Here is a 25817-nt window from a genome sequence, read left to right as displayed (position 1 = left end):
ATTGTGTTCTCCTGGCTTAAATTCAGGTTTAAATTAACTTGAAAATTATTCTTCGTCTTCTTCCGGTACCCGCGTTAACACTTCAAAAACCGTCGTCGCACTGGATTGTCTTTGGGTATCGATTTCTTTAATTTGTTCGGTGATTTGTTTGGCCTGTTCCACTTCACCCAAACGGGCGAGAATATAACCCATTGCGGCATAAGCATTCAGGTAGAGTCGAATTTTTGGCTGTTCTTTGTCTTGAATTAATCGGGGTTTTTGGTCTTCCCAACTCTCGGGTAATTGTTCCTCGGTTTTGATTTTATCTAAAACCATTTGGGCAATTTTTAACGCCATTTTCTGCTGATTTTTGTAGAAAAAATAACGGTAAGCCCCAATTAATACCTCGTAATTTTCCCCGGCTTTTTCTAAGGCTTGATAGATGTACTGTTCTGATTTTGCCGTATCTTCCCACTGTTCGACGGCTTGCATTAACAAATCTTTAACTTCGGTGGGAATATCAGACCAAGAAAGCTGTTCGGGGGCGGTTTGCATCCTGATTTCTCCTGAATTTGGATGGCTGTTTTATTATTTACTGAATCGCCGCTAATTGCTGTAAAATTTCTAACGTTTCTGCGGCTTCTTGTTCATCAATTCGGTTCATCGCAAAACCCACATGAACCAATACCCAATCCCCAACGCAAGACTCGACGGGGTGAGTTTCATCGACGATACAAGCAATATTAACCTGTCGTTTGACACCCCCAATATTAACCATTGCTAACTTGTTGGTGGCGTCGGTAATTTCAGTAATTTGACCGGGAATTCCTAAACACATTTTTTTTCGGGTAATCTCGACAATAGGGTTGAATAAACGTTTATTCTTCTTCTAGTTTAGCGGATGCAATCACCGCCTGTCCGAGAGAGAGTCCGCCATCATTAGAAGGAACTTGACTGTGCGTTAAAACGTCTAAATTTTTAGACATTAAGCGATCGCGAACTTGGGTCAGTAAAATTTGATTTTGAAACACACCTCCTGTTAAAATAACTTGATGAAAACTTGTTTCAAAACTTAACCGTTCAACCATCGTTGAGATCGCTTCAGCTAACCCAAAATGAAACTTCGCCGCCATCATCCCAACCGGAACATTTTGTCGCAAGTCTGCTAACAAAGCCGACCACATCGGACGGGGTTCGAGAGAAAATAACGGGTGTTCTAATTTTTTCACAATAAACGGATAAGGCTCAATTTCTTCAGAGTAATTTAACAGATAGTCTTCCGCGATCGCTTCCAGTGTAATCGCAGCCTGTCCTTCATAACTGCAACTTTCGCGACAAATTCCAATTGCACCCGCCACCGCATCAAACAACCGCCCACAAGAAGAAGCGAGAGGAGAATTAATCTTTTTCTCTATTAATTGGTCGAGTAATTTTAACGGTTGTTGATCCAAAAACTCTCCCAATTTTAAATCGATCATGTGCGAGGGTAAATCTTCTCCCAATGCCGCTTTTAAATGGGCGTAAGTATTCCGCCAGGGTTGATAAATCGCCTGTTCGCCCCCGATCATTTCTACGGGTTTAAACGTTCCCAACCGTTGGAAACTGCGATAATCTGCTAACAAAAATTCGCCGCCCCAAATCGTCCCATCTTCGCCGTATCCCAACCCGTCCAAAGCAATTCCCAAAACAGGTTTTGTATCGATGGGCAAGCCATTTTCAGCCATACAAGCCGCAATATGGGCGTGATGATGTTGGATAGAATAAATCGGGATATTGTTCGTTTCTGCGAGTTCTTTTCCGAGTTTTGTTGATAAATATTCGGGATGCAAATCCAACGCGATCGCACTCGGTTGATGTTCGAGTAAACCCAAATAAAGATTTAACGTTTTCTGATAGGCTTCCGCAGCCAAAGCGTTTTCTAAATCCCCAATATGTTGGGATAAAATCGCCTGACCTTCTCGCAACAAACAGAACGTATTTTTAAGTTCGCTTCCCATCGCCAAAATAGCGGGTTTATCTTGAAATCCTGGCGGTAAATTAATCGGGGCGGGGGCGTATCCTCTCGCCCGTCGCAGAATTTGTAAACGGTTATTATTAATTCTCACAACCGAATCATCAACCCGGTTGACAATTTCCCGATTATGTAATACAAAATAATCGGCAACTTTTGCCAGTTTGGTTTGAACTTCTGCGTTATCAATACATTGGGGTTCGTCGGAAAAATTGGCGCTGGTCAGAACAATTGGAATCTCTAATCTTCTCAACGCCAAATGATGTAACGGCGTGTAAGGTAACATAAACCCCAAATAATTTTGATTGGGTGCAACGCAAGGGGCGATTTGATTTTGAATTGAATCTTTTAAGTTCGTTTTTCGACGCAATAATACAATCGGTGCCGCCGAACTTTCCAACAATTTCCGTTCTTCTGCTGTGACAAAACAATATTTTTCAATAATATTAATATCTCGCGCCATCAACGCCAAAGGTTTATCGGGGCGATGCTTGCGATCGCGCAATTTCTGTACAATTTCTTCGTTAGTTGCATCGCAAGCCAGATGAAATCCACCTAACCCTTTGATCGCCACAATTTGCCCCCGTTGAAGTAGCGTACAAACCGCATCAACTTCATCTAACATCGAGAACATATGGGCGGTTACGGGTTTACCATCGCCCCGTTCTAATGTTACTTTGGGGCCGCAAAAATGACAGGCGACGGGTTGGGCGTGAAAGCGTCTGTTGAGAGGATCTTCGTAGTCCTGTTGACATTCTCCGCACAATTCAAACCCGCCCATGCTGGTATTTTTCCGGTCATAAGGCAACTTTTTAATAATACTTAACCGGGGGCCGCAGTGGGTGCAATTTGTAAACGGATAGCGATAAAACCGACTTAAAGGATCAAAAATTTCCCGCTTGCAAGCCGGACAAGTTGCCGCATCCGGCGCAATTTTTGTTCTAATTTTGTTGGATTGACTCGAAACAATGGTAAAATTAGAAAAAGAGCGATCGCCCGTGTAGGGATAGCGATGAATTGACTCAATTTTTGCCAAAGGGGGCGGTTCAGTTTCTAGGCGATGAATGAATGTATTGATAGCATCGCGATCGCCCACCACACGAATTAAAACCCCTTCACCGTCGTTGCTAACTTCTCCACACAAGCCGCAGTCTTGGGCGAGGCGATAAACGGTTGGACGAAACCCCACCCCCTGAACGATACCGCAGACGCGAATTTCTTCAGCTATTTGATCCGTGATCGTCGCCATGATTCACTCATTTATATCCTATACCTTTATTGTGAATCTTAATTATGCGATCGGGGGAATTTCTTTGGTCTTTCTTCAGGCTTTTTCGGCTATCGGCGTGTTATCTTTTGTTACAAAATTTCCCTAAAAATCAATCTCGTGAAAACAGATACCCTATTTTATCGCTTATTTGAAGCCTTTCCCGGCATATTCTTTGAACTGATTAACCGTTCACCTGAAGAAGCCGAAAATTATCAGTTTGCATCCGTAGAAGTCAAACAACTTTCTTTTAGAATTGATGGGGTTTTTATCCCAAATCTTAATGCAATTAACCCGCCGATATACTTTGCCGAGGTTCAGTTTCAACCCGATTCTCGCTTTTATTCCCGGTTTTTTGCCGAAATTTTCCTTTATCTTAATAAAACCGAACTCGTGAACGACTGGCGAGGCGTTGTTCTGTATCCCAGTCGCAATATTGACCCCGGAGAAACCCCCCGCTATCGAGAGTTATTTCATTCGGGGCGAGTCAGTCGAATTTATCTTGATGAGTTGGGAGAAATTGGGGAAAATTCCGTCGGTATTGCCACCGTTCAACTGATTGTAGCACAGCAAGAACAAGCAATTTCCCTAGCCCAAAGTTTAATTGAACGGGTGAGGGCGGAAACTTTTCAGCAACAATCTCAAGCGGATATTTTACAATTGATAGAAGCCATCTTAGTCTACAAGTTACCTCAACTGAGTCGGGAGGAAATCGAAGCGATGTTTAGTTTAGATGATTTGAAACAAACCCGAGTTTATCAAGAAGCGTTAGAAGAAGGGCGTCAACAAGCAAAATTAGAATTGGTTCCATTTCTCATTAGTTTGGGAATTAGTTTGGAAGAAATAGCTACAAGATTAGGACTAGAATTAGAACAAGTTCAACAAGCCGCCCAATCCTCAACCGAAAATCAAAGCGATGTTTAGTTTAGATGATTTGAAACAAACCCGAGTTTATCAAGAAGCTTATATAAAAGGATTTAAAGAAGGCTTCAAAGAAGGGTTTAAAGAAGGATTTAAGGAAGGCCGCTTACAAGCAAAGTTAGAGTTGGTTCCTCTCCTAATTAGTTTGGGAATTAGTGTAGAGGAAACTGCCTTTAGATTGGGCTTAAAACTAGAACAAGTTCAACAAGCAGCCCAATCCTCAATAGAAAATGAAAATGAGGGATAATTTATGTTCTAATTGATGTAAGTAGGTGTTCAAAAATCAACAAATAGGATAAGTTAGTAGTTGCGCTTTAGCGCGATAGAAAAGGGCTGAAGCCCAACTACAAACCTTTGATTTCCTATTAGTTATAGGCTGAACCTATCGACCACAATAACACCCGATTATTCCCAGAATCCGCAATCATCGCCGTATTTCCATACACTTGAATTCCGTAGGGCCAACACAAACTATTGCGGGTTGCATTCCCATAACAACGATTTTCACTTTTACTCTTAAAATGAGATTGACCTGTTAACATTTCCGCCGATTTTCCCGTAAAAACTTCACCTTTCCATCCAATTAATCTTGAGTTTGCAGTATCAGCAGCAATCAACCATTCTGATGTTGCAGCCACCCCATAAGGCATACTTAAACTAGAGTCAGACGGGAAATAAACCCCCTGATTTAATTCAACCTTATCAAAACCAATTTGACCCAAAACCAACGCACAAGGTTGATTGGTTTCTGTGGGAATATTATCCCAAACCATTATCCGATTATTCCCCGCATCGCTAACAACAAAACGATGATTCCAAACCGTTAACGCATGGGGCCAACGCATACTCGAAGCCGTCGGACTATCGCCCCCATTTTCGTGGCGAGAAACCAAATCGGACTGTCCCAAAACAAAATCCGCCGGCTGACCATTTTCTGTCGGAAATTCCCGCCAAACAAGCACCCGCCTGTTTCCCGTATCCGCCACAAAAAACAACCCATTATAATAGAAAACCCCATAGGGCCAGTGCATTCGATTGGCGGCTGTTTCTAACTCGCCCCGGTTCGGTTCGTTGGCGTTAAAATTGGCTTGACCGAGAACAATATCCGCCGGAATATTGCTATCTTGGGGAACTTTTTTCCAAATTAAAACCCGGTGATTCCATGCATCCGCCACCGCCAAACTTTCGCCACAAATACACATCCCCGTCGGAACACTCACCGTTGCAGCCGTCGGGGAACCGTTGGCGTTTTGTCCCTCCCGGTTAAAGTCCGGCTGTCCGATAACCCAGTCCGCCGCCTGTCCGTCAATTTCGGGACGTTGGCGCCATCCCAACAGGCGGTGGTGTCCGGTATCCGCCACCCACAACGGTCCATTTTCCACCCAACATAAACCACGCGGGCCAAACATTGTGGTGGCAGTGGGTTCGAGGGGAACCGCTAACAGTTCGGAAGGCTGTTGTCCGAGAATAATTTCGGCACCTTTTGGGGAAAAAATATCTTGAATAGAAGAAGATTGAGAATTAATTGAGGTATTCATTGGGATAATATAAAGGAATATCAAAGGTACAAAATCATCCGTAAACCTTCGTTTACCTTTTCTTGCAAACGACTGGGTAAAGTTCCAACTTTCTATGTTAAAACTGATTTATCAATCGTCAAAATCTGAGAAACATTGGCAACAGAATCACGAGGTAAACCCGTTGCTTCGTGAGGTAATAAGAGATTACCCGGTGCTTCTGCTAATCGAGTATTAGAGGTTATAATTACTACAATTACTGTTCTTAGGCGACTCTGAGTAAAGGTATCATCTTGAACAATTAACACGGGTCGGCGATATCCCGGCGCTGAACCCACCGGGTCTGGTAAAGTAGCCCACCAAATTTCAGCCCGATACATTACCAATCCTCACGGGGTAAAGACATAAATTGCATTTTTGCTAATATTGGGTCTAACTCCGAAGATTCTTCTGAATAAACTTGGTTTAATTTTTCTAAAATTTGGTCGCGATTATAGTTTTTTAAATACACTTTCAACGCTTGTGTATAAAGTTCGCTTCGGGATATACCCAACTGTTCGGCGAGGGCTTCGGCTTGATGAAAAATTGTGTCTGGAATAGAAATGTCTGTTTGCATAAAATTTGGGGGCTTGTGAATATCTTTACTAAATTATAGCAATCCGATTTTTGATTGGGTTCGACAAGTTAAAAACGGTTAACAGAAAATGGTTTCTAGCAAGCGAGACGCTTGCACTTATCAACCCGATATTTCTATCTCAACAGTTATTGTTAAACTCTGACTAACACCCGTTCGCCAACCCGTTTAACGGGATAGGGTTGCAGGGGCATTTCGGGGGCGGTGAGACAGTCTCCGGTTTCTAAATTGTATTGGAAATGATGAAACGAACAGGTGAGAATTCCCTCTTTTATTTCTCCTTTATCCAACGGCATCGCCAGGTGAGTACAACTGTTGCGATAGGCTTTAATTTTATCCGAAAATCGGGTTATAATTAGTTTTAAGCCATCCAATTCAAGGGCTAAAATTCCCCCGTCCGGAATCTGTTCAATTGTGGTTAACGCAACCCAACCCGCCTCGTTATCCGCAGAAAAGGGGCTGGTTATTGAATTGGTTTTTGAATCGGAATTGTTCGCCGAAACGGGAGTATTAACCGAGATAACGTGTTTAATTTCGGGACAATGATTTTTAATCGCCTGTTCGACGCCTTGTTTTAAGGTTAACGTAGAAGCCGGACAATTGCTGCAAGTTCCGACTAATTTAACTTCTACCGTATCGGGGAGTTTAACCGCAACTAATTCTACATCGCCGCTATGACTTTTTAACCCCGGACGCACTTCTTCTAAGGCTTGTTGAATGCGGGTTTCTAACGGGGGTTGGGGCGGTTTAACGAGTTCGTGATAGCGTAGCAGTCCGTAAACCACTTCATCTTCAACCGCATGGCGTAACGCCGGGAGAGATTCTTGTTTAACACTGCGAATTAAACGAATTAACGCTTCTTTGTGCAACGCTTCGATTGATTGTTTTAACCCTTCCACAACCAATAACTTTTCGGGGTCGTGCCACTCTAAAACGGTGTTTTCAAAAAACTTAATTTCTTGAACCAAATCTTCTAACGTTACAGAATCCTGGGGAGAAATTGGCGTTGAAGTCATAATATTTATCTTGTTATTTTAATTTTGAATTCAATTGTAAATTAACCGTAGGGGCGCTCTTGCTTGCGCCCATTTTGGTAGGTTTTGATGGGTTACGCTTCGCCAACCCATCCTACAAATTAACCGGTCAAAATTTCGCCAACATTGATGAATTTTGGTGGGTTTTGGGGGTTTTGATGGGTTACGCTGCGCTAACCCATCCTACAAACTTGCGCTACAAATTGATAAATTGGGGTTATTTCATTTTGACGTCTTTCAACAGGAACGGCATGGCAATTCCCGTTAACAAACTGGATAAAACCAGCGGCATCCATAGATTAACACCTATTTTATCCAACCCCACAAACAACAGCAAACCCAAAACCAACCCGATAGCACTTTGACGAATAAAATAGCCCGGATTTCGCAACAATTTACCCTTGAACAGTAACTTCGTACTGAACCAACCGACCTCTAACATAATAATTCCTCCCAAATTTTCAACAGCAATCTAAACAAACTTCAAAACAATTAATCCGAGGGTAATTGCAGGTAAAACCCCCACCGGACCAAACAAACCGCCAATCATCGCCGACAGACCCCAACCCAAATCTTTTCGGGCCAATAAAACCCCGCCAATGGCACCGCCAACAATCGAAACAGCACCTGCAACCGCCAGCCAAACAATACCCGTTAACAGGGTAATTTGTCCGGCGATTAAATCGTGCAAAAAAGTCTGCACGGCGGCGGTATTTAACACTTCTAGAACTTCTTGGCTGAACTCGTTCATACCATTCTCCTTGTTAGAATTTAAGAGGAAAACTAAGAGGACAACGCTTGCAATTCCGCATCCAAATCTTGCAACGCTTGAGCAACCATTTCCGCCCTTTCGGACTCGCCGTATTGAGCAAAAATTAAACGGGCTTCTTCGTAAAGTGTTTTAGCAGTTTGGAGATGATTTGGATTTCCAGTTTCTGGATGTTCTAAATCATCGGGAAGGTTAAACAAAATATTGGCTTTGTTGGCAATAGTATTGGCATATTCCACCGGAGTATCTCGGGCGGTTCGCACTTTTAACGCTTCGTCGTAAGCCTTCAACGCCCGCAAATTATTTTCAACCGGATGCACGCTCGGGAGATATTGCAGCGCATTTCCCAGGTTATTTTGCAGCATCGCATATTCAACCGGATGATCCGTTAAAATAATCCATTTCAACGCTTCTTCAAAAGACTGAACCGCCAACGCCTGACGCATATCTTCGCCATCTCCCGACAGCGACATTGACAAATAAGCGATCGCAATATTATTGTGTAAGATAGCGTATTCTTGGGGATATTCTGTCGGCGTAAACACTTCCAACGCCCGTTGATAAGATTGGATTGCATCTTTAGTTTGGGCGAGATTAAACGGAACTAACGCCTGAAAAACCAAGCCCAAATTCATCTCAACTTCCGCAACTTCTTCCGGGGCAGCCTCTTGCTTTAAAATCGGTAAAGCCGTTTCAAAATACTCTTTGGCTGCAACTAAACCCTCGGAACTTTCGCCGGGATAAGTTCTTAAAGCAATTCCAATACCAACGGTTGCGCGTGCTTTTAATAAAGGATAATCCGAACCGCACAATTCAATCGCCTGACGGTACAATAACACGGCCGCTTCTATTTGTTCGATGCCTTTGGGTTTTTGCAGCAACCCCCGTGCAATTTCGGTTAACATTTGCACTTTTTCGGCGACGGTGCCGGCTTCGGACTCAACCGCAGCGGTGGCGGCTTTCACAGCAGACTCAGTAAAACTTTGTGTCACAACTATTCTAGGGGTGAAGGGTTCGACAAATCGTTTTAGAGGTTAACGCGAGTTGCAATTACTCAACACAACCGTTAACCTCTATCTCAAAAATCTCAGTCAAAAATAGTCACTCTTGTTGTTTTAAACTAATCCTTGTTTACCGCAAACAACTGTATGATCTGATACTGTTAAGCAGTTTAATTTTAGTTTTGTCAAGACAAGCTGAATTTTATCCTTTTTTAACTTTTCCCAAGTCCATAAAAACCCGGTTTCTTTGATAAACCGGGTTTTTCTCTGACACGACGAATAAAAACTTTTGTAAATTCCACGCCCATAAATCTAAAAAAAATCGCCATTCTAATCAAAATCTAAATTTTGTCTTAGATAATAATCAAAATCGATATCGCAAACTTTCCCAGACTCACAACTAAATACCCCAAACTGTTTGTCCGCATTGCAAAAGGAGAATTATTGTGGCTAACGTCCTCTGGCTACAAGGTGGCGCCTGTTCGGGTAACACCATGTCATTTCTCAACGCCGAAGAACCGAGCGTCTGTGACCTGATAACCGACTTTAATATTAACGTCCTCTGGCATCCCTCCCTCGGACTCGAACTCGGAGACAGCCTGAAAAAACTATTGCGAGACTGCATCAATGGCACCGTTCCCGTTGATATTCTCGTCTTTGAAGGCAGCGTCGTCAACGCCCCCAACGGCACCGGAGAATGGAACCGTTTCGCAGACCGTCCGATGAAAGACTGGTTATCTGACCTTTCCAAAGTTGCAAAATTCGTCGTCGCCGTCGGAGACTGTGCAACCTACGGGGGCATTCCCGCAATGGAACCCAACCCCAGCCAGTCTGAAGGGTTACAATTTCTCAAACGACAAAAAGGCGGCTTTCTCGGCCCCGACTACCTCAGTCAAGCCGGGTTTCCCGTCATCAACATTCCCGGCTGTCCCGCCCATCCCGACTGGATAACTCAAATTTTAGTCGCAGTCGCCACCGGAAGGCTAGATGACATCACTTTAGACGAATTTCATCGCCCCGAAACCTTCTTCAAGAGTTTCACCCAAACAGGCTGCACCCGCAATATTCACTTTGCGTACAAAGCCTCAACCTCCGACTTCGGACAACGCAAAGGCTGTCTGTTTTATGACTTGGGCTGTCGGGGGCCGATGACCCATTCTTCCTGCAACCGCATTTTGTGGAACCGAGTTTCCTCCAAAACGAGGGCCGGAATGCCCTGTCTGGGCTGTACCGAACCGGAATTTCCCTTCCACGACCTCAAACCGGGAACCGTTTTTCAAACCCAAACCGTGATGGGCGTCCCCAGAGAATTACCCACAGGTATCAACCGCAAAGACTACGCCCTATTAACAATTGTGGCAAAAGATTCGACGCCAAAATGGGCAGAAGAAGACATTTTTACCGTGTAATAAACTGCTTTTAAGCCGATACCAACAACAGTAGGGGCGGGTTCCGTCAAGATTGATGTCTTCCCACAGAAAACTTCTATAAACCCGCCCCGAAAAAGGGTTCCGCAAAAATTGATGTCTTCGGTCCAAACAACTTCTATAAACCCGACCGAAAAATTTACAGGGGTTACTGTTCACCGTTAACTGTATAAACCCGACCGAAAAATTTACAGTGATTTCACAGTAATGTAGGGGCGGGTTCCGCGAAGACTGATGTCTTCCTACAGAAAATTTCTATAAACCCGCCCCGAAAAAGGGTTCCGCGAAGATTGATGTCTTCGGTCCAAACAACTTCTATAAACCCGACCGAAAAATTTACAGGGGTTACTGTTCACCGTTAACTGTATAAACCCGACCGAAAAATTTACAGTGATTTCACAGTAATGTAGGGGCGGGTTCCGCGAAGATTGATGTCTTCGGTCCAAACAACTTCTATAAACCCGCCCCGAAAAAGGGTTCCGCGAAGATTGATGTCTTCCCACAGAAAACTTCTATAAACTCGCCCCAAAAAAGGGTTGAGATTAATTTAGGAGTTCCCCCAAACAATTTTGTCGAACCCGCCCCGACAAAAGCTATCCCTTTTCAACACAAAAGAACACTTGAGAGAGGAAGAACATGGTTGCACAAAAAACATCCGTAGAATCATTAAATATTTCTCCCGTCGGCCGAGTTGAGGGAGACTTAGATGTAAGAGTTGATATACAAGATGGTCACGTCGTTAACGCTTGGACGCAAGCCCAATTATTTAGAGGGTTTGAAGTAATTCTACGCGGAAAAGACCCCCAAGCCGGATTAATTGTTACCCCGAGAGTTTGCGGAATTTGTGGCGCCTCTCACCTCACTTGTGCGTCTTGGGCGTTGGATACCGCTTGGGAAACGGAAGTTCCCCGCAATGCAATTTTAGCCCGAAATTTGGGTCAGTTGGTCGAAACCATTCAAAGCCATCCCCGCTATTTTTACGGCCTATTTGCGATTGACCTAACGAACAAAAAATATCAAAACAGCCGCTTTTATGAAGAAGCTTGTCGTCGGTTTTCAGCTTATACCGGAAAATCCTACGAAATTGGGGTAACAATTTCCGGAAAACCCGTCGAAATTTATGCCTTATTTGGCGGACAGTGGCCCCATTCTAGCTTCATGGTTCCCGGCGGTGTAATGTGTGCGCCAACGTTAACGGATATTACTCGGGCTTGGTCGATTTTAGAATATTTTCGTACCAATTGGTTGGAACCGGTTTGGTTGGGTTGTTCGCTGGAACGTTACGAAGAAATTCAATCCTATGATGATTTTATGGCGTGGTTGAGTGAGAGTCCAAATCATCTAAATTCGGATTTGGGTTTTTATTGGCGAATGGGGTTGGATATCGGTTTGGATAAATTTGGGGCGGGAACGGGTAAATATATGACTTGGGGTTATCTCCCCCACGAAGATAGATATCAACGCCCAACTATCGCCGGACGCAGCGGGGCGGTGATTATGAAAAGCGGGGTTTATGATAGTTTTAGCGATACCCATCAACTGATGGAACATCATTTTACCCGCGAAAATACCACCCATTCTTGGTATGAAGAAGGAAACGAAGACGTGCATCCCTTTGACCGTTTTACCGTTCCCCAACAAAACAATGATGTAGACTTTTTAGAAGGGGCTTATACTTGGTCAAGTGCGGTTAAACATAAAGATTTTGGTCGGATGGAAGTGGGTTCGCTTTCCCGTCAATTAATAGCGGGTGGAAATCACGGCGAAAGTTGGCAACATTACGACGGTTTTATCCTCGATATGTTCAAGAAAATGGGCGGACCTAGCGTGCATTTGCGTCAGTTAGCCCGGATGCACGAACAGGTGAAATTATATCGGGAAGTCGAGCGCTGTTTGCGGGAGTTTCAACTGCGGGAACCCTGGTATATTAAACCCACTCAAAAAGATGGACAAGGTTGGGGTGCAACCGAAGCCAGTCGCGGCGCTTTATGTCATTGGGTGGAAGTGGAAAATGGCAAGATTAAAAATTATCAAATCATTGCGCCTTCTACTTGGAATATCGGCCCCCGTGACGGCGAAGGTGTTCGCGGACCCATCGAAGAAGCGTTAATTGGTACCCCAATTGCTGATAAAAATGACCCCGTAGAAGTGGGTCATGTGGCGCGTTCTTTTGATTCTTGTTTGGTGTGTACCGTTCACGCTCACGATGCGAAAACCGGTGAAGAATTGGCGCGGTTCCGCACGGCTTAAACGGGTTTTATTCTGTTATTTTTGTGGGGCGCAACTGGGCGCATTGCCATGCGCCCCTACGGGGTTATTAATAATTGGTGATTGTTTAAAGAATACCTGCTTGTTGAAAAATTTGTTGGGGAGTGAATGTTATTTCTTCTAATAAATTATCGCTCAAAGTTGCTTCGTCTCGTTTCGTTTGTGGGGGCGCGTCGGGATAAAAAATGGTGATGGTTTTTGCTTTCGAGTCAACCACCCAAACCCTCGATACTCCCGCATTTAGATAATCAATTGCTTTTTCGCTCATCTCCCCAAATGTTTGCTCGGGTGATATAATTTCCACAGCTAATTCTGGGGAAACCGGACAGGCTTCATCCTCAAATCGTTCTAACGGAAGACGATTGTAGGAAATATAAAGTAAGTCGGGAATCAAAACCCAATCTCGATTATTTCTTTTGAGAATAACAGCCCATTCTATCCCCACTTCTCCCCGGTTTTTACACCATTCGGTTAACAGGATACACAGACAACCTCTCAGCCGAGAATGAAAACGTTTATAACCCTTTTTAGGAACTGCTTTTCCGTTAATTAATTCGTGGTTTAAGTCGGTTTCGGGAAGGGCGAGAAATTCTTCGAGGGTGAGTTGGGTGTTGGTTGTGATCATTTTGTGCAACTATCGGTTACAATAATATTTAACGAATCAATGCTAACGATTATAGGATGCGGAAATCTCAATCGGTGCGATGATGCGGTCGGAGTCATTATCGCCCAACGTTTACAACAGTATCTCGCCCAAAATCCCCATCCGAACGTGCGAATTTTCGACTGCGGAACTGCGGGAATGGAAGTGATGTTCCAAGCCAGAGGAAGCGAACAATTAATTATTGTAGATGCGAGTTCAACCGGTTCGGAACCCGGCGCCGTTTTTGAAGTTCCCGGTTCAGAACTTGAACAGTTGCCCGAAGCGAGTTACAATTTACATGATTTTCGTTGGGATCATGCTTTGGCTGCGGGTCGCCGTATTTTTCAAGAAGATTTCCCCCGAGACGTGAGGGTTTATTTAATTGAAGTAGAATCTTTAAACTTCGGTTGGGAATTGAGTCCGTCGGTTGAACAAGCTGCTGAAAAAGTCTTTCAAAATATAATTGAAATCATCACTTCAACAGCAGCATTTTCCTCTATTATAGGGGATCATCCGCGGACGGTACAATCTCCAACTATAAATCTAGATCAATAAACTGTTCGGGTGGACGCAGACAAACATTTAATAAATCATCAACCGGAATATCTCGGTTAACTTCAGCCAACCCAACAACACAAAAAGAATGACGTTCGGGTAATAAACTTAACCCACAACTGTTGAGAACGTTTAACGGATCAACTCCACGACCCACTTGAACAATACTCGTAACACAAACCCCCAACTCTTTCGGACGCCGCACACTCACACAACCCACCAGCGCTTCTTCCCCGCTAATTTGTGCTGTGTTGCTAATCCCGACCACACATTCCGACAAATCTTTTGGACGAATCACCCCCGCACAGGCTTGAGAAGACAACAGAGGGGTAATTCCCGCCTGTCGCAAACCCTCAGCACATATTCTATAATCTTTCTCGTCAACTAAATCAAATGAGGGAAACGCCGTTACGGGAGCGGCCAGTAAACTCACCGTACCCATTGATAACACAATCCGTGACAGCCAACGCCGGGTTTGGGGTCTGTTGTCGGAAAATCTCAAACCAGTCCAACGGGATAACCAAGAAGAAACCATAGCAAATTTAGAAATAAGAGGCGATCGAGAAGCTTTTGCAGCAGTCAAAGTTCTGGTCGATCATATCATTACTTTTTCCTTTCTGACTCAACTTGAAATTGGGAGTTGATTGTTGGTGTCTCGGAAGACTAAAATAGAGGTTTGGTAATAAATCTTATGGAGAGAGGAAGTTAAATGTCTCGATATAGAGGCCCCCGTTTAAGGATTGTTCGTCGTTTGGGAGATTTACCCGGATTAACCCGAAAAGCCGCCAGACGGTCTTATCCTCCCGGTCAACACGGTCAAGCCCGTCGCAAACGTTCTGAATACGCGATTCGTTTGGAAGAAAAGCAGAAACTCCGGTTTAACTACGGTCTTTCTGAAAAGCAACTCCTGCGTTATGTGAAAAAAGCACGTCGGGCTACCGGTTCAACGGGTCAAGTGTTGCTGCAAATGCTGGAAATGCGTCTCGATAACACAATCTTCCGCTTGGGGATGGCGCCAACTATTCCGGCGGCGCGTCAATTGGTCAATCACGGTCATGTTACCGTTAATGATCGCGTGGTCGATGTGGCAAGCTATCAGTGTCGTCCTGGGGATTTAGTTGGCGTTAAAAATAGAGAAAAATCCCGCGAGATGGTGAAGGCCAACCTGCAATATCCCGGTTTAGCGAACGTCCCCTCTCACCTGGAGTTGGACAAAGAAAAACTCACGGGTAAGGTTAATAGTGTTATCGATCGCGAATGGGTCGCACTCCAAATTAACGAACTGCTGGTGGTTGAGTATTACTCCCGTCAAGCCTAATTTTTGTCTGTTGGTGGGTTAGTTGTTCAAAGAGAAAAGATTATAGAAAATCGAAGGGGAATGAACCAATGGCGACGCCCACTTGCTGTTCTCCCCTCTCAACTAACCGCTAACCGCCAATTTGTGACATGGTGCGACTGTAGCCCTCTGTTGTCCCTGCTTCTCGTTGTTTGAAGTTGATGTCGGGTTTGATGCGAAGCAGGTATTCTACCCGTTCTCGCAATTCCTCAAAGGAAATGCCTTGGCGAAGCGGGGTTTTGAGATCGATTTGACCCGTTTCATTGAGGAGACAGGGACGCAACCAACCATCGGCTGAGAACCGCATCCGGTTACAGCGATCGCAAAAACACTCCGACATCTGACTGATAAAGCCCAGTGTTCCTTTTGCTCCGGGAATTTGAAACACATCCGCCGGACCGTTTCCCCGGACATGAGACTCGGTTAGCCCCCAGCGATCGCGAATTTGTTGTCTGAGATCAACTGATGCGATCCAACCGCGATCGTCAAACAACTGACCGTTCCCGATCGGCATAAACTCAATAAAACGAACGTGCCAACGGCGATCTATCGTTAAGGCGGCCAGGTCTAAAACTTCGCGATCGTTCACCCCCGGAATTACCACCACATTTAACTTGAGGGGATCGAACCCGACCCGATAAGCCGCTTGAATACCCTCCCAAACCTGTTGCCAGCGATCGCGCCCCCGGTTGCCAATAATCTGATTAAACGTATCGGGATCGAGAGAATCCAAACTGATATTAATCCGCCTTAACCCCGCATCATACAACGGTTGCGCCATGTTTGCAAGTAAAAAAGCGTTGGTGGTCATCGCCAAATCTTTGGTTTCGGGAAAGGCCGAAATTTCTTCAACTAAGTTTACCACCCCCGGACGCAGCAACGGTTCACCGCCGGTCAGCCGAAAGCGAGTAAACCCCACCGGAATAAACACCTCTCGCAGCAAGGTCAACAGTTCATCATTGGTGAGAAGGTTCTGCTGCAAAATATAGTCCATCTCCGCCCCATCAGGCATACAATATTGACAGCGAAAATTACAGCGGTCTATCAGACTAATTCGGAGATAATCGACTGTATTCATAAAGGGTTTATCCGATCTATCTTCATCTATTTTTATTATTATATTGTCGATCGCCAACTCGCCGAGGGTTGGCATCTAGAGAGGATTGACATAAAGGACAAATCCTGAAAAACTAATACTAATATGATGTCCGGTTAATTAATTCTGGGGGAGGTTGGGCGGGTTGAACTCAATCTCGCAATCGTCCTGAAGATCTTGGCTGAAACCGCCCCGACCAGCAGGATTATTGATGAGTCGGATATCATGTAATAGCCGTCCCCACTGGCAATACTACGCAAACCCAACTTGAAACAGTCGTCTTACTGGCAACTTCTCCCCTTTCTCCGTCCCCACTGGCAAACGATCGCCAAAGCCTTAGCTTGTACCATCGGTTTTACCGTATTTTGGCCGCTGTTGGCTTGGCTGGTGGGGGAAATTGCGGGTTATATTGGTCAGGGTGATGTCAATGCCATCGCCCAACTTGCCGGTTTAGCTGCAATTATTTTTCTGATTCGGGGTACGGTTCAATACGGTCAAGATACGTTAATGGCAAAGGCGGCGTTAGCGATCGCTTTGGATCTGAGAAAACAAGTTTATACCCACCTTCATCAACTCAGCGTCGGTTATTTTGAAACCGCAAAAACGGGCGATCTTTCCTACCGTCTCACCGAAGAAATTGATCGCGTTGGCGAAGTCATTTATAAATTTTTTCATCAGTTTGTCCCCTGCATTTTACAACTGATTGTGGTGTTGGGGTACATGGTTTATATTAACTGGCAACTCACCCTCGCCACCTTCATTATTGCCCCATTAATGGCGGTGTTAATTGGTTGGTTTGGGGAACGGTTGCTCGCCTACAGTCGCCACAGCCAAACCCGCACCTCTAACCTCGCTTCTTTATTAACAGAAGTCTTCAACGGCATTCGTTTGGTGCAAGCTTTTTCCGCCCAAGATTACGAAATTTCTCGCTTTTCCGTCGAGGCAGAATACAACCGGCGGGCAAAATTTAGAGCCGAACAAATTAAAGCGATTCAGTTTGTCGTTGTCGGTTTTTTAGAAGCGATGAGCGTTGTCTTTTTGTTCTTATTGGGCGGTTGGCAAATCTCCCAAAATCAACTCACCGGAACCGGATTTATTAGTTACGTCACCGCCGTTGCTTTATTGATCGATCCCATCGCTTTAACCACCAGTAATTACAGCGAATTTAAACAGGGTGAAGCCTCTTGCGACCGCCTGTTTGAACTGTTAGCCATTCCGTCAAAAGTTCGCGAAAAACCCGACGCAATTGCACTTCCATCGGTTAAAGGAAAAGTAGAATATCAAAATATTGACTTTGGTTATTCCCCGGAAAAACCCGTCTTAAAAAACCTAAATTTAACCGTTAAACCGGGGGAAATGGTGGCGTTAGTGGGGGCTTCCGGGGCTGGAAAAACCACGTTGGTCAACTTATTACCCCGATTTTACGATCCGCAAGCGGGTAAAATATTAATTGATGGGGTGAATATTCAAGAGGTGACATTTAGCAGTCTGCGGCGACAAATTGGTATTGTTCCCCAAGAGGTGATTTTATTTTCGGGAACCATTGCTCAAAATATTGCTTTTGGTAAAGTTTATTATGACTTAAAACAGGTGCAGAATGCCGCAGAAGTTGCCAACATTCACCAATTTATTAGCCAACTTCCCGAAGGCTATCAAACCGCAGTCGGGGAACGGGGGGTAAATTTATCGGGGGGACAAAGACAACGCATTGCGATCGCCCGGGCGGTATTATTGAACCCGAAAATTTTAATTTTAGATGAAGCCACTTCTGCGTTAGACTCAGAATCAGAAGCTTTAGTTCAAGAAGCGTTGGAACGGTTAATGCAAAATAAAACTGTATTTGTTATTGCTCATCGTTTGGCAACGGTACGGCGTGCCGATCGCATTTTAGTGATGGAAGGGGGCAAAATTGTTGAGTCAGGAACCCACGATCAGTTATTAGAAAAAGGCGAACGATATGCCCGCTATTATGCACAACAATTTAGTTAATAATTCATTTTTCTTGTCCTAAATTATATGAAAATTTTAATCAGTACGGGTGAAGTTTCGGGAGATTTACAAGGGGCGATGCTCATTGAAAGCCTTTATCGTCAAGCCAAAAATTTGGGTTTAGAATTGGAAATTACCGCTTTGGGCGGAACTCGCATGGAAAAAGCCGGGGCGAAACTGTTAGGAAATACGACGAGTATTGGTTCGGTTGGGATTTTAGAATCTTTGCCTTATATCTTTCCGACGCTACAAATACAGGGGCGGGTGAAGCAATATTTACAACACAATAAACCGGATTTAGTCGTTTTAATTGACTACATGGGACCGAATATTAATATTGGGAATTATATCCGACGTCATTTTTCTGCGATTCCGATTATTTACTATATTGCTCCCCAAGAGTGGGTTTGGTCGTTGGGTTCGGGAAATACCGCCGAAATTGTTAAAATTACCAACCGACTGTTAGCTATTTTTCCCGAAGAAGCCCGTTATTTTCGAGAGAAAGGAGCAAGTGTGACTTGGGTGGGTCATCCCTTAATTGATCGGATGCAAACCGCCCCCAGTCGAGAAGAAGCGAGAACAATTTTAGGCATTCAACCCGATGAAATTGCGATCGCGCTTTTACCCGCTTCCCGTTGGCAAGAAATCAAGTATTTAATGCCGGTCATGTTTGAGGCGGCGAAAATGATTCAGTCAAAATTGCCCCAAGTTCGCTTTTGGATTCCCCTCTCATTAAAAGAATACCAGGATTCGATTGAAAAGTCAATCCAAAAATACGGTTTAAATGCGAAATTGGTCACGACGGACAACGATGCAAATTCTACTTTAAAAGTGTTAGCCGCAGCCGATTTAGCGATTACAAAATCGGGTACTGTTAATTTAGAAATTGCCCTGTTAAATGTGCCGCAAGTGGTGATTTATCGGGTGAGTTCGGTAACGGCTTGGATCGGGCGAAATCTCCTCAAATTTTCGATTCCGTTTATGTCACCGCCAAATTTAGTTCAAATGAAATCAATTGTTCCCGAATTATTCCAAGAAGAAGCCACACCGTCAAGAATTGTTTCCGAAGCAATCGAACTTTTAAACAATTCCCAACGCCGCCAAAAAATGCAAGCAGACTATCAAGAAATGCGACGAGCGTTAGGCGAAATTGGGGTGTGCGATCGGGCGGCGCTTGAAATTATTAAAAGTAATTGTGAATGAAAAAAACCCGGTTTCGCTAAAGTTACCGAGTTTTTGAGATATCCGTTTATAAAAATAAATTTTTTTCCGGTACAACTCAGTTTAACCTTGAAATAACCAGGAAGTTTCGCGATCGCATTTGTTCAATTAACCCCAAATAAGAAACTCTTAATTGAGTTCAGTTAAAATAATGAAACCAGAAACAACCCAACAACCTTTTGTTAATCAATTTCCCGATAACGTCTGGTCAGATATTAACGATCACTGGGCGGAAAACTGTTTGAATGAATTGGGGTTTTCCGGTTTATTTAGCGGTTATCCCGACCGCACGTTTAAACCCAATAAATTAATGACACGGGCGGAATTTGCAGCCGCTTTAAAGAAAGCCTTTCCCGATACTCCAGCCAAACGACAGGCGATTAAATTTTCCGACGTTTCCTCTAACTTTTGGGCGTTTGAAGCCATTCGTTGGGCTTATGAACGTCAGTTTCTTTCCGGTTATCCGGGGGGAGTGTTTAAACCCCAAGAAAACATTCCTCGGGTTCAAGCGTTGGTGGCGTTAGCAAGCGGGTTAAATTTATCCGCAAATCCTCAACTGATCGACTCTTTTAGCCAACTGTTTGAGGATGCGAAAGATATTCCCAATTACGCGAATTCTGGCGTTGCAGCCACATTAGAAAAGCGAATAATTGCCAGTCCAAATAATCCCCGCCAACTCAAACCCAATCAACCCGCAACGAGGGCGGAAGTTGCCGTTTTTATCGCCCAATCTCGTTTACAACCCGGACAAATTGATCGGGTGAATTCTCAAGTTATTATTGAACCCGTTATTTCTCCCGATTTTCTTCCCCCCAACCCCTGGAAAAATAACCAACTTTATCGCACATTATCCAAACCTGCAACAGCAATTGCTTGGAGTTATAACGAAGAAGTGATCGGGAGTTATCAACCCCAAACCGGTATTCAACTTTGGGATGTAAAGACGGGAAATTCTTTGGAGATAATATCTGAGGAAACCAATCACAGATATTTAAGTTTTGCCCTCAATAATACGGGGGAATCTATCGCTTTTTACGATTATAACAGCGAAGCAAATCAACTCAGTCTAAAGCTGTTTAATCGCAAGAACAAAGCTATTCAAAACGTGGAAACTATTCAGATTATAGATAATTTTACTTTGGATGAACAGTTTTTAACGCTGTTAGAATTTAGCCCCAAAGGGGAGATTTTAGCGACATTTGTAGAAAGTGTTGTTCGTCCTCAACGTATTGAAATTGGAACTCTTAAAATTTGGAATATAAAAGAGGTAAACAGAATCCAAACTTTCTCCATCACTCCAAAAATTTCAAAACTGGTTTTTAGTCCTAACAGTGAATTATTCGCCAGTTATCACAGTCAAGGACAGGTTAAAGTTTGGAAGGTTGGCACGGCTGAATTACTGTATACTTTGAACGAAGAAACAGTGATTGATGACATCACTTTTAGCCTAGATAGTCAATTTTTGCTGAGTGCAGTTATAAGTTTTGTTGATGGTTTTCCCATCGATACTTATGTTAGAGTTTGGGAGATGTCAACCGGAATGTTGCAATTTAACTTTGATTTATCTGTAGATAGAACTAGCAGAAATCGCAGTTTATCTAGAGATGGAACGACTTATTTTGCTAGCGGTGAAGTGGCGGGGGCTAGCTTTTTTAATGTGGGAAACAATAATACTTTTAACTTTACTTTTCCGCCCAATGTTTCCCCACTTTCTATCTACAATGCCAAACAAAATTTATTTAGTCCACAGGGGCGTTTGTTTTCCATCGCAACTTCTGAGGGAGTGTTTATTTGGAATTCATCTTATTAATCTCCTCATCATAAACCGGGTTTGTTTCTACGGCTTTGTGTCAGAAATAGGGTTTATTACTCTAGAAACCCGGTTTCTCTCCTCGATTTTTGAATAGAAACCCGGTTTCTCAGAGTACACATTTTTAAGAATATGTTTTAAGCTTTTCTAGTAGTGCTACAACGCCATCACCCATGTCTGAATCTCAAAATTCCCATCCCCAAACTTTATCCCCCACTTTAACCGCTTTACAGGGTTTAATTGATGTTGTCGCCCAGTTGCGATCGCCGGATGGGGGTTGTCCTTGGGATATCGCCCAAACCCCCCAAACCCTGACGCCCTACGTCATCGAGGAAGCCTATGAGGTGGTGGATGCGATCCGCAGTGGGGATGTAGAAGCGATCGCGGAGGAATTGGGAGATTTATTGCTTCAGGTGGTTTTACAGGCCCAAATTGCCAGCGAGTCTCAACAATTTTCCCTCGAAGATGTCGCCAACCGCATTACTGAAAAGTTGATTCGCCGTCATCCTCACGTATTCGCAGAAGTTGAGGTGGAAACCGTCGAAGAAGTTCATCAAAATTGGGAACAAATTAAAGCCGCCGAAAAAGGAGAAAACCCCGAAACTCAACTGTTTTCGTCCAAACTTACCCGGTATGCCCGTCAGCTTCCGCCGTTGATGGGGGCGATGAAAATTTCTCAAAAAGCTGCTTCTATCGGGTTTGAGTGGGATAATGTAGAGGGGGTTTGGATGAAGTTTCACGAAGAATTAGCCGAGTTTGAACACGCACTTTTACACGAAGAAAAAGCCAATCAACAGGCGGAATTGGGCGATGTTTTGTTTACTTTGGTTAATTTAGCCCGATGGTACGAACTCGATCCCGAAGCGGCATTACACGGTACCAATCATCGATTTATTCAGCGATTTTCTTTGCTTGAAAAGGATTGCGATCGCCCTTTGTCTGAATACGCTTTAGAAGAATTAGAAGCCCTTTGGCAAAAAGCTAAAGCCAAATTAGCAAAGCCGAATTAGCCTTTTTTATCTGATGCGAGGCACAGTTTTTATTGTGCCTGTATTGTTCCTGGTTTTTCCGCTTTTGCTATTTATTAAATGGGGCTAACTTCTCCCCACCCAAAAATTGACATTAACAACGTCCCATTTTATCACTGTAACTACAGTTTACCACCCATTTTGAAGAAAGGCAAGATTTGAGCGCAAAAATCTTCTGTTAAAAATCATAAACTAAGCCAGTAAAATTGCTCAATATAGAGGAAAATTGAGTTGTAAATTAAATGTTGATTTGAGTAATTTTGCTCAGGACAGGTAAGCCGAGTTAAAATTGCGCGAGTTAATGGTTTTTCATTCAGGGGAGAGGGATTAAAGATGCTTCAAACTAAAGTTTATTCAATTGATGTAATCAAAGATGAAGCCCGCCACCTGGTTTGTCAGGGAGTGCTATGCTATCATCAACCCATTTACACCCTTTGTCAATATATTCCCGCCCGAGACTGGGAATGTGTTGAGTGCGAATTAGAAGATAATGACTTTTTACTGCGAGATCGGATTATTGATTTAATTGGTTATCAGGATTGGCAGGAAGACTAAGCCAACTTTACCACAAAAATATCTGGTTTTTTCAGATAAAATAGAGCAGTTCAATAATTGATAATTAATAATGGATAATGGATAATGACCTCGATCTAAATGAAGATGATTGATACAGAGGAAGTCATCGGTACTCCGGCGATGAATTGCCGGAGCCTGCTTCGGACTCGTACCCTGCATAATTTTTCTTTTTTCTCCTTGAAAGTCGAGGTCTTAAACCTGATTAATTAATTGTCAATTATCAATTGTCAATTATCCATTGATAAAATATCATCCGTTTGTCTGAGTTTAAATTAAGCCTAACCCAGAGTTTTTGGGTTATTTTTTTTCTTTTTTGGGAGAAAAATATTGGCCATAAATTGAGCAAGTTGGAATCAATAACATCAAATAATTATTTTGACTAGAGTTTGTAAATAAACTTAAAACCCCTATCTAAAATCTGCACTTTCAGCGACAATGGAGGTAGTTATCAATAAATCTGTAGAGTCGGCTACCAATTCTCTATCGAAATCTGAATTTATTCTTCAGAAACCGGGGTTATGGGTAATCTCGCTTCGATAAACCAGTTGGTCGTTTAAACTCTCAAGTTGAGAGCTAATATCAAACATTTTGAGAGAAAAATCATGGCTTTTCAGAAAATTTTAGTCGCACTCGATTGTTCATCTCCCGAAGCCGAAAACGTGTTTCAACAGGCGATAAAACTCGCCAAAAGTGAAGGAAGTCACCTGATGTTATTTCATTGTATTTCTTGGGAAAACGAAGAAAAAATTAACCCCTTAGTAGGAATTGGAGCCTTAGGAAATGTGAATTTACACACCACTTTAAAACAATTTTGTCAGCAGCGTTGGACAGAACAAATCGAACAAGTTCGCGATCGCTTACACACCTTTTATGAGCAAGCCAAATCCGAAGGCGTTTCTGTAGAATACAAATATCAAGCGGGAAATCCAAGCGCATCAATTTGCGAGCAAGCCTATAATTGGGGTGCGGATTTAGTAATGATCGGACGGCGAAGCCGAATGAAATGGTCAGAATTACTTTTAAAGAGTGTCAGCAGTTATGTTTTGCATCACGCCTCTTGTTCTGTATTTGTAATTCAAACCGGAATTTCTTATCCAGAAAATATCTCCGTTTCTAACGCTCAAGCCATCTGGAATTAACCTTAAATTAGACTTTAACCGGTCAATTAAACCGGAAGTCCCCCGCCAACAATGGTGACAATTTCTAACACATCTCCCGCTTTCATTTCTGTGGTTTCCCAAAATTGACGATGCAAAATTTCGCCGTTATATTCGACGGCTACCAAACGGGGATTTAACCCCATTTGTTCTAAGAAATCGGGTAATTTGGTGTGAGGAGAACAGATTTTTACGTCTCCGTTAACCTGAAGTTTTATTTGATCGGACATAGGAGTTGAACGGTTAATTTTATGAAGGATTCTATGAAGGATTCGGTAAAATATTGTAAGCCCGTAACGTTTGAACTCGGGTCAGTTGAGACAGAAAATATTGCGTCACCAAAGTCGGTTGTTCGGCTTGCATGATCGCCCTAACCACCGCAATACGTTCGCCGCCAACCGCCATCACATCATCGAAATTATTCATATCAATTCCGCCAATGGCAAACCAGGGAATCGTACAATTTTCAGCCGCATGGCGCACATAGTCTAACCCCGCAGCCGGTTTATCGGCTTTGGTTGGCGTTTCATAAACAGGTCCGACTCCAATATAATCGGCACCGGCGTCGATTGCTTTTTGCATTTCTTGGGGATTTGTCGTCGAACGTCCGATAATTCGTTGCGGACCGAGTAACTGACGCGCTAAACTAATCGGAATATCTTTTTGTCCGAGATGAACCCCATCGGCTTGAGAAGCGATCGCCAAATCAACGCGATCATTGATAATAAATAAAGCATCATAGCGATGACAAAGTTCGCAGAGTTTTTCGGCATTTCCCAGACGGGTTTCATCATCGGTTTGTTTGTCCCGATACTGGACCAATTTCAGCCCACCTTGCAGCGCCGCTTCCACTATCGAGAACATTTTATCCGATGGAGAAGTCACTAAATACAAATAAGCATCGTTGAGGAGTTGATAGCGTCGATAAGCCAACAACCGGCTTTCGATAGTATAAACTCGATAGCGCATCTGCTTAAACGAGACGCCCATATCCGGGTGATAAATTTTTCCGTATTCTTCGAGTACCCGCAGGGCTTCTTCTACCCGACAAAAATTAGCCTGTAAGACGCTATCTATCCCGTCGCGCTTTTCTTCGCCGGCATGGGTTAACTCCGTCCCAATGTCGCCCGGAGTGTCTCTAGATAGACGCAATTCCATTGTATGCCAGTGTGCCAATTCTTGTCGCAACTGTTTGCACTCATCCGCCAACTCGGCGCTATCGAGTCCAAAGCGACACCATTCTTCAATAATTCTCATTCCCTCACGCGCGCGATCTAAATTCGCGTCTAGAATGCGACAGAGGGCGGGTTGTACCCGTTTATCCCAATTGTGTTGATCGCCCATCAAACCCACCTCAATCTGTGTTTACCTGACCCGATTACAAAAGAACCGCAGGATACTATAGCGCTTCCGGCAGGCAACAGGGAATAGGCAATCAGCAAAAGGGAGAACGGAGATTCAAAATTCTTAACAAAATAAATCAATGACTGAGGCTTTCAAACGATCCCATAATAAGGCATACTTTACCCAATTCCAATTTCCGATCGGATTTGGCAATTTTATAACAGTTTGTCGGAG

The 25817-nt window shown here is 43.6% G+C and carries 28 protein-coding genes; 13 read left to right on the top strand and 15 right to left on the bottom strand.

The genetic code is table 11. The features are described 5' to 3' along the window. Positions 1-45: 45 nt before the first annotated feature. Genes ACL6C3_RS22970 through hypF form a run of 3 tightly spaced genes read right to left on the bottom strand, consistent with a single transcriptional unit; the run spans position 46 to position 3239 of the window. Positions 46-534, bottom strand: a complete 489-nt coding sequence (locus ACL6C3_RS22970) for a hypothetical protein (RefSeq protein ID WP_413161447.1) — start codon at positions 532-534, stop codon at positions 46-48. Between the two features lie 37 nt (positions 535-571). Beyond that, positions 572-817: a HypC/HybG/HupF family hydrogenase formation chaperone gene (locus tag ACL6C3_RS22965; RefSeq protein WP_413161445.1), complete on the bottom strand. Its 246-nt coding sequence runs from the start codon at positions 815-817 to the stop codon at positions 572-574. 40 nt (positions 818-857) lie between these two features. Next, a complete protein-coding gene (hypF, locus tag ACL6C3_RS22960) occupies positions 858-3239 on the bottom strand; it encodes a carbamoyltransferase HypF (RefSeq protein WP_413161443.1) in 2382 nt (793 codons plus the stop codon). Between hypF and ACL6C3_RS22955 the strand changes: the two genes are divergently transcribed. Genes ACL6C3_RS22955 through ACL6C3_RS22945 form a run of 3 tightly spaced genes read left to right on the top strand, consistent with a single transcriptional unit; the run spans position 3238 to position 4425 of the window. Further along, positions 3238-3366 carry a hypothetical protein gene (locus ACL6C3_RS22955; protein ID WP_413161441.1) on the top strand — a complete coding sequence of 43 codons (129 nt, stop codon included), beginning with the start codon at positions 3238-3240 and terminating at the stop codon, positions 3364-3366. The two genes, hypF and ACL6C3_RS22955, sit on opposite strands and share 2 nt — an antisense overlap. An 11-nt stretch (positions 3367-3377) precedes the next feature. Continuing rightward, positions 3378-4181 (top strand): Rpn family recombination-promoting nuclease/putative transposase, encoded by an 804-nt coding sequence (locus tag ACL6C3_RS22950; protein WP_413161440.1) that lies wholly within the window; start codon positions 3378-3380, stop codon positions 4179-4181. Beyond that, positions 4174-4425: a hypothetical protein gene (locus tag ACL6C3_RS22945; protein WP_413161438.1), complete on the top strand. Its 252-nt coding sequence runs from the start codon at positions 4174-4176 to the stop codon at positions 4423-4425. Before ACL6C3_RS22950 ends, ACL6C3_RS22945 begins: the two co-directional genes overlap by 8 nt. Positions 4426-4543: 118 nt before the next feature. Here the strand turns inward: ACL6C3_RS22945 and ACL6C3_RS22940 are convergent, their stop codons facing one another. The 7 genes from ACL6C3_RS22940 to ACL6C3_RS22910 all read right to left on the bottom strand — a co-directional run bounded on the left by ACL6C3_RS22940 (position 4544) and on the right by ACL6C3_RS22910 (position 9124). Next, on the bottom strand, positions 4544-5716 hold the full coding sequence (locus tag ACL6C3_RS22940) for a hypothetical protein (protein WP_413161436.1): 1173 nt from the start codon (positions 5714-5716) through the stop codon (positions 4544-4546). A gap of 92 nt (positions 5717-5808) precedes the next feature. Then, positions 5809-6075 (bottom strand): type II toxin-antitoxin system PemK/MazF family toxin, encoded by a 267-nt coding sequence (locus ACL6C3_RS22935; RefSeq protein ID WP_413161435.1) that lies wholly within the window; start codon positions 6073-6075, stop codon positions 5809-5811. Next, entirely contained in the window at positions 6075-6311 is a 237-nt protein-coding gene (locus ACL6C3_RS22930; RefSeq protein ID WP_413161433.1) for a hypothetical protein, read from the bottom strand. Before ACL6C3_RS22930 ends, ACL6C3_RS22935 begins: the two co-directional genes overlap by 1 nt. 152 nt (positions 6312-6463) lie before the next feature. After that, positions 6464-7345 (bottom strand): NifU family protein, encoded by an 882-nt coding sequence (locus tag ACL6C3_RS22925; protein WP_413161432.1) that lies wholly within the window; start codon positions 7343-7345, stop codon positions 6464-6466. A 235-nt stretch (positions 7346-7580) separates the two neighbouring features. Further along, positions 7581-7805: a hypothetical protein gene (locus ACL6C3_RS22920; RefSeq protein WP_413161430.1), complete on the bottom strand. Its 225-nt coding sequence runs from the start codon at positions 7803-7805 to the stop codon at positions 7581-7583. A gap of 30 nt (positions 7806-7835) precedes the next feature. Beyond that, positions 7836-8114, bottom strand: a complete 279-nt coding sequence (locus tag ACL6C3_RS22915; RefSeq protein WP_413161429.1) for a hypothetical protein — start codon at positions 8112-8114, stop codon at positions 7836-7838. 32 nt (positions 8115-8146) lie between these two features. Beyond that, positions 8147-9124, bottom strand: a complete 978-nt coding sequence (locus tag ACL6C3_RS22910) for a hypothetical protein (RefSeq protein WP_413161427.1) — start codon at positions 9122-9124, stop codon at positions 8147-8149. A gap of 455 nt (positions 9125-9579) precedes the next feature. Here ACL6C3_RS22910 and ACL6C3_RS22905 point away from each other — a divergent pair, with 455 nt between their 5' ends. Further along, positions 9580-10542 carry a hydrogenase gene (locus tag ACL6C3_RS22905; RefSeq protein ID WP_413161425.1) on the top strand — a complete coding sequence of 321 codons (963 nt, stop codon included), beginning with the start codon at positions 9580-9582 and terminating at the stop codon, positions 10540-10542. Positions 10543-11196: 654 nt separating this feature from the next. Next, positions 11197-12810: a nickel-dependent hydrogenase large subunit gene (locus ACL6C3_RS22900; protein ID WP_413161424.1), complete on the top strand. Its 1614-nt coding sequence runs from the start codon at positions 11197-11199 to the stop codon at positions 12808-12810. 85 nt (positions 12811-12895) lie between these two features. Here ACL6C3_RS22900 and ACL6C3_RS22895 read toward each other — a convergent pair whose 3' ends face one another. Continuing rightward, on the bottom strand, positions 12896-13453 hold the full coding sequence (locus ACL6C3_RS22895) for a Uma2 family endonuclease (protein WP_413161423.1): 558 nt from the start codon (positions 13451-13453) through the stop codon (positions 12896-12898). 39 nt (positions 13454-13492) lie between these two features. On the opposite strand from ACL6C3_RS22895, the gene ACL6C3_RS22890 reads away from it, so the two are divergent. Then, on the top strand, positions 13493-14026 hold the full coding sequence (locus ACL6C3_RS22890) for a hydrogenase maturation protease (RefSeq protein WP_413161421.1): 534 nt from the start codon (positions 13493-13495) through the stop codon (positions 14024-14026). Here ACL6C3_RS22890 and ACL6C3_RS22885 read toward each other — a convergent pair. Beyond that, the gene (locus tag ACL6C3_RS22885) at positions 14007-14561 is read right to left on the bottom strand and encodes a hypothetical protein (protein ID WP_413161420.1); all 555 of its coding nucleotides are present in this window, start codon (positions 14559-14561) and stop codon (positions 14007-14009) included. The genes ACL6C3_RS22890 and ACL6C3_RS22885 overlap by 20 nt on opposite strands. A gap of 174 nt (positions 14562-14735) precedes the next feature. Here ACL6C3_RS22885 and rpsD point away from each other — a divergent pair, with 174 nt between their 5' ends. Then, entirely contained in the window at positions 14736-15344 is a 609-nt protein-coding gene (rpsD, locus tag ACL6C3_RS22880; protein WP_413161418.1) for a 30S ribosomal protein S4, read from the top strand. A gap of 109 nt (positions 15345-15453) precedes the next feature. On the opposite strand, the gene moaA is transcribed toward rpsD, so the two are convergent. Beyond that, complete coding sequence (gene moaA / locus ACL6C3_RS22875) at positions 15454-16440, bottom strand: GTP 3',8-cyclase MoaA (protein ID WP_413168396.1); 987 nt, start codon at positions 16438-16440, stop codon at positions 15454-15456. A gap of 285 nt (positions 16441-16725) precedes the next feature. Here moaA and ACL6C3_RS22870 point away from each other — a divergent pair, with 285 nt between their 5' ends. From ACL6C3_RS22870 to ACL6C3_RS22845, 6 genes are all read left to right on the top strand, one after another. Further along, positions 16726-18447 carry an ABC transporter ATP-binding protein gene (locus ACL6C3_RS22870; RefSeq protein WP_413161416.1) on the top strand — a complete coding sequence of 574 codons (1722 nt, stop codon included), beginning with the start codon at positions 16726-16728 and terminating at the stop codon, positions 18445-18447. Between the two features lie 27 nt (positions 18448-18474). Then, a complete protein-coding gene (lpxB, locus tag ACL6C3_RS22865) occupies positions 18475-19650 on the top strand; it encodes a lipid-A-disaccharide synthase (RefSeq protein WP_413161414.1) in 1176 nt (391 codons plus the stop codon). 169 nt (positions 19651-19819) lie between these two features. Beyond that, on the top strand, positions 19820-21478 hold the full coding sequence (locus tag ACL6C3_RS22860; protein WP_413161413.1) for an S-layer homology domain-containing protein: 1659 nt from the start codon (positions 19820-19822) through the stop codon (positions 21476-21478). A 173-nt stretch (positions 21479-21651) separates the two neighbouring features. Beyond that, entirely contained in the window at positions 21652-22488 is an 837-nt protein-coding gene (gene mazG, locus ACL6C3_RS22855; protein WP_413161412.1) for a nucleoside triphosphate pyrophosphohydrolase, read from the top strand. A 351-nt stretch (positions 22489-22839) separates the two neighbouring features. Further along, positions 22840-23061 carry a DUF4327 family protein gene (locus ACL6C3_RS22850; RefSeq protein ID WP_413161411.1) on the top strand — a complete coding sequence of 74 codons (222 nt, stop codon included), beginning with the start codon at positions 22840-22842 and terminating at the stop codon, positions 23059-23061. A gap of 623 nt (positions 23062-23684) precedes the next feature. Then, positions 23685-24221, top strand: coding sequence for a universal stress protein (locus ACL6C3_RS22845; RefSeq protein WP_413161409.1), 537 nt, complete (start codon positions 23685-23687; stop codon positions 24219-24221). A gap of 26 nt (positions 24222-24247) precedes the next feature. Here ACL6C3_RS22845 and thiS read toward each other — a convergent pair whose 3' ends face one another. Both thiS and ACL6C3_RS22835 read right to left on the bottom strand, forming a co-directional pair. Then, a complete protein-coding gene (gene thiS / locus ACL6C3_RS22840; RefSeq protein ID WP_413161408.1) occupies positions 24248-24469 on the bottom strand; it encodes a sulfur carrier protein ThiS in 222 nt (73 codons plus the stop codon). 31 nt (positions 24470-24500) lie between these two features. After that, a complete protein-coding gene (locus ACL6C3_RS22835) occupies positions 24501-25583 on the bottom strand; it encodes a thiamine phosphate synthase (protein ID WP_413161406.1) in 1083 nt (360 codons plus the stop codon). Positions 25584-25817 lie beyond the last annotated feature (234 nt).

The sequence above is a fragment of the Capilliphycus salinus ALCB114379 genome, from assembly GCF_047276495.1.
GTDB lineage: Bacteria > Cyanobacteriota > Cyanobacteriia > Cyanobacteriales > Microcoleaceae > Capilliphycus > Capilliphycus salinus.
This window is presented reverse-complemented; position numbering and strand designations above follow the sequence as displayed.

Bases quoted from the DNA above. Each gene is read 5' to 3' on its own strand.
- ACL6C3_RS22925 (WP_413161432.1), bottom strand. From the start codon at position 7,345: ATGACTTCAACGCCAATTTCTCCCCAGGATTCTGTAACGTTAGAAGAT.
- ACL6C3_RS22970 (WP_413161447.1), bottom strand. From the start codon at position 534: ATGCAAACCGCCCCCGAACAGCTTTCTTGGTCTGATATTCCCACCGAA.
- thiS (WP_413161408.1), bottom strand. From the start codon at position 24,469: ATGTCCGATCAAATAAAACTTCAGGTTAACGGAGACGTAAAAATCTGT.
- ACL6C3_RS22955 (WP_413161441.1), top strand. From the start codon at position 3,238: ATGATTCACTCATTTATATCCTATACCTTTATTGTGAATCTTAATTAT.
- lpxB (WP_413161414.1), top strand. From the start codon at position 18,475: ATGAAAATTTTAATCAGTACGGGTGAAGTTTCGGGAGATTTACAAGGG.
- ACL6C3_RS22945 (WP_413161438.1), top strand. From the start codon at position 4,174: ATGTTTAGTTTAGATGATTTGAAACAAACCCGAGTTTATCAAGAAGCT.
- ACL6C3_RS22930 (WP_413161433.1), bottom strand. From the start codon at position 6,311: ATGCAAACAGACATTTCTATTCCAGACACAATTTTTCATCAAGCCGAA.
- ACL6C3_RS22835 (WP_413161406.1), bottom strand. From the start codon at position 25,583: ATGGGCGATCAACACAATTGGGATAAACGGGTACAACCCGCCCTCTGT.
- ACL6C3_RS22920 (WP_413161430.1), bottom strand. From the start codon at position 7,805: ATGTTAGAGGTCGGTTGGTTCAGTACGAAGTTACTGTTCAAGGGTAAA.
- rpsD (WP_413161418.1), top strand. From the start codon at position 14,736: ATGTCTCGATATAGAGGCCCCCGTTTAAGGATTGTTCGTCGTTTGGGA.
- mazG (WP_413161412.1), top strand. From the start codon at position 21,652: ATGTCTGAATCTCAAAATTCCCATCCCCAAACTTTATCCCCCACTTTA.
- ACL6C3_RS22915 (WP_413161429.1), bottom strand. From the start codon at position 8,114: ATGAACGAGTTCAGCCAAGAAGTTCTAGAAGTGTTAAATACCGCCGCC.
- ACL6C3_RS22935 (WP_413161435.1), bottom strand. From the start codon at position 6,075: ATGTATCGGGCTGAAATTTGGTGGGCTACTTTACCAGACCCGGTGGGT.
- ACL6C3_RS22890 (WP_413161421.1), top strand. From the start codon at position 13,493: ATGCTAACGATTATAGGATGCGGAAATCTCAATCGGTGCGATGATGCG.
- ACL6C3_RS22940 (WP_413161436.1), bottom strand. From the start codon at position 5,716: ATGAATACCTCAATTAATTCTCAATCTTCTTCTATTCAAGATATTTTT.
- ACL6C3_RS22885 (WP_413161420.1), bottom strand. From the start codon at position 14,561: ATGGTTTCTTCTTGGTTATCCCGTTGGACTGGTTTGAGATTTTCCGAC.
- ACL6C3_RS22895 (WP_413161423.1), bottom strand. From the start codon at position 13,453: ATGATCACAACCAACACCCAACTCACCCTCGAAGAATTTCTCGCCCTT.
- ACL6C3_RS22900 (WP_413161424.1), top strand. From the start codon at position 11,197: ATGGTTGCACAAAAAACATCCGTAGAATCATTAAATATTTCTCCCGTC.
- ACL6C3_RS22860 (WP_413161413.1), top strand. From the start codon at position 19,820: ATGAAACCAGAAACAACCCAACAACCTTTTGTTAATCAATTTCCCGAT.
- ACL6C3_RS22965 (WP_413161445.1), bottom strand. From the start codon at position 817: ATGTGTTTAGGAATTCCCGGTCAAATTACTGAAATTACCGACGCCACC.
- moaA (WP_413168396.1), bottom strand. From the start codon at position 16,440: ATGAATACAGTCGATTATCTCCGAATTAGTCTGATAGACCGCTGTAAT.
- hypF (WP_413161443.1), bottom strand. From the start codon at position 3,239: ATGGCGACGATCACGGATCAAATAGCTGAAGAAATTCGCGTCTGCGGT.
- ACL6C3_RS22845 (WP_413161409.1), top strand. From the start codon at position 23,685: ATGGCTTTTCAGAAAATTTTAGTCGCACTCGATTGTTCATCTCCCGAA.
- ACL6C3_RS22850 (WP_413161411.1), top strand. From the start codon at position 22,840: ATGCTTCAAACTAAAGTTTATTCAATTGATGTAATCAAAGATGAAGCC.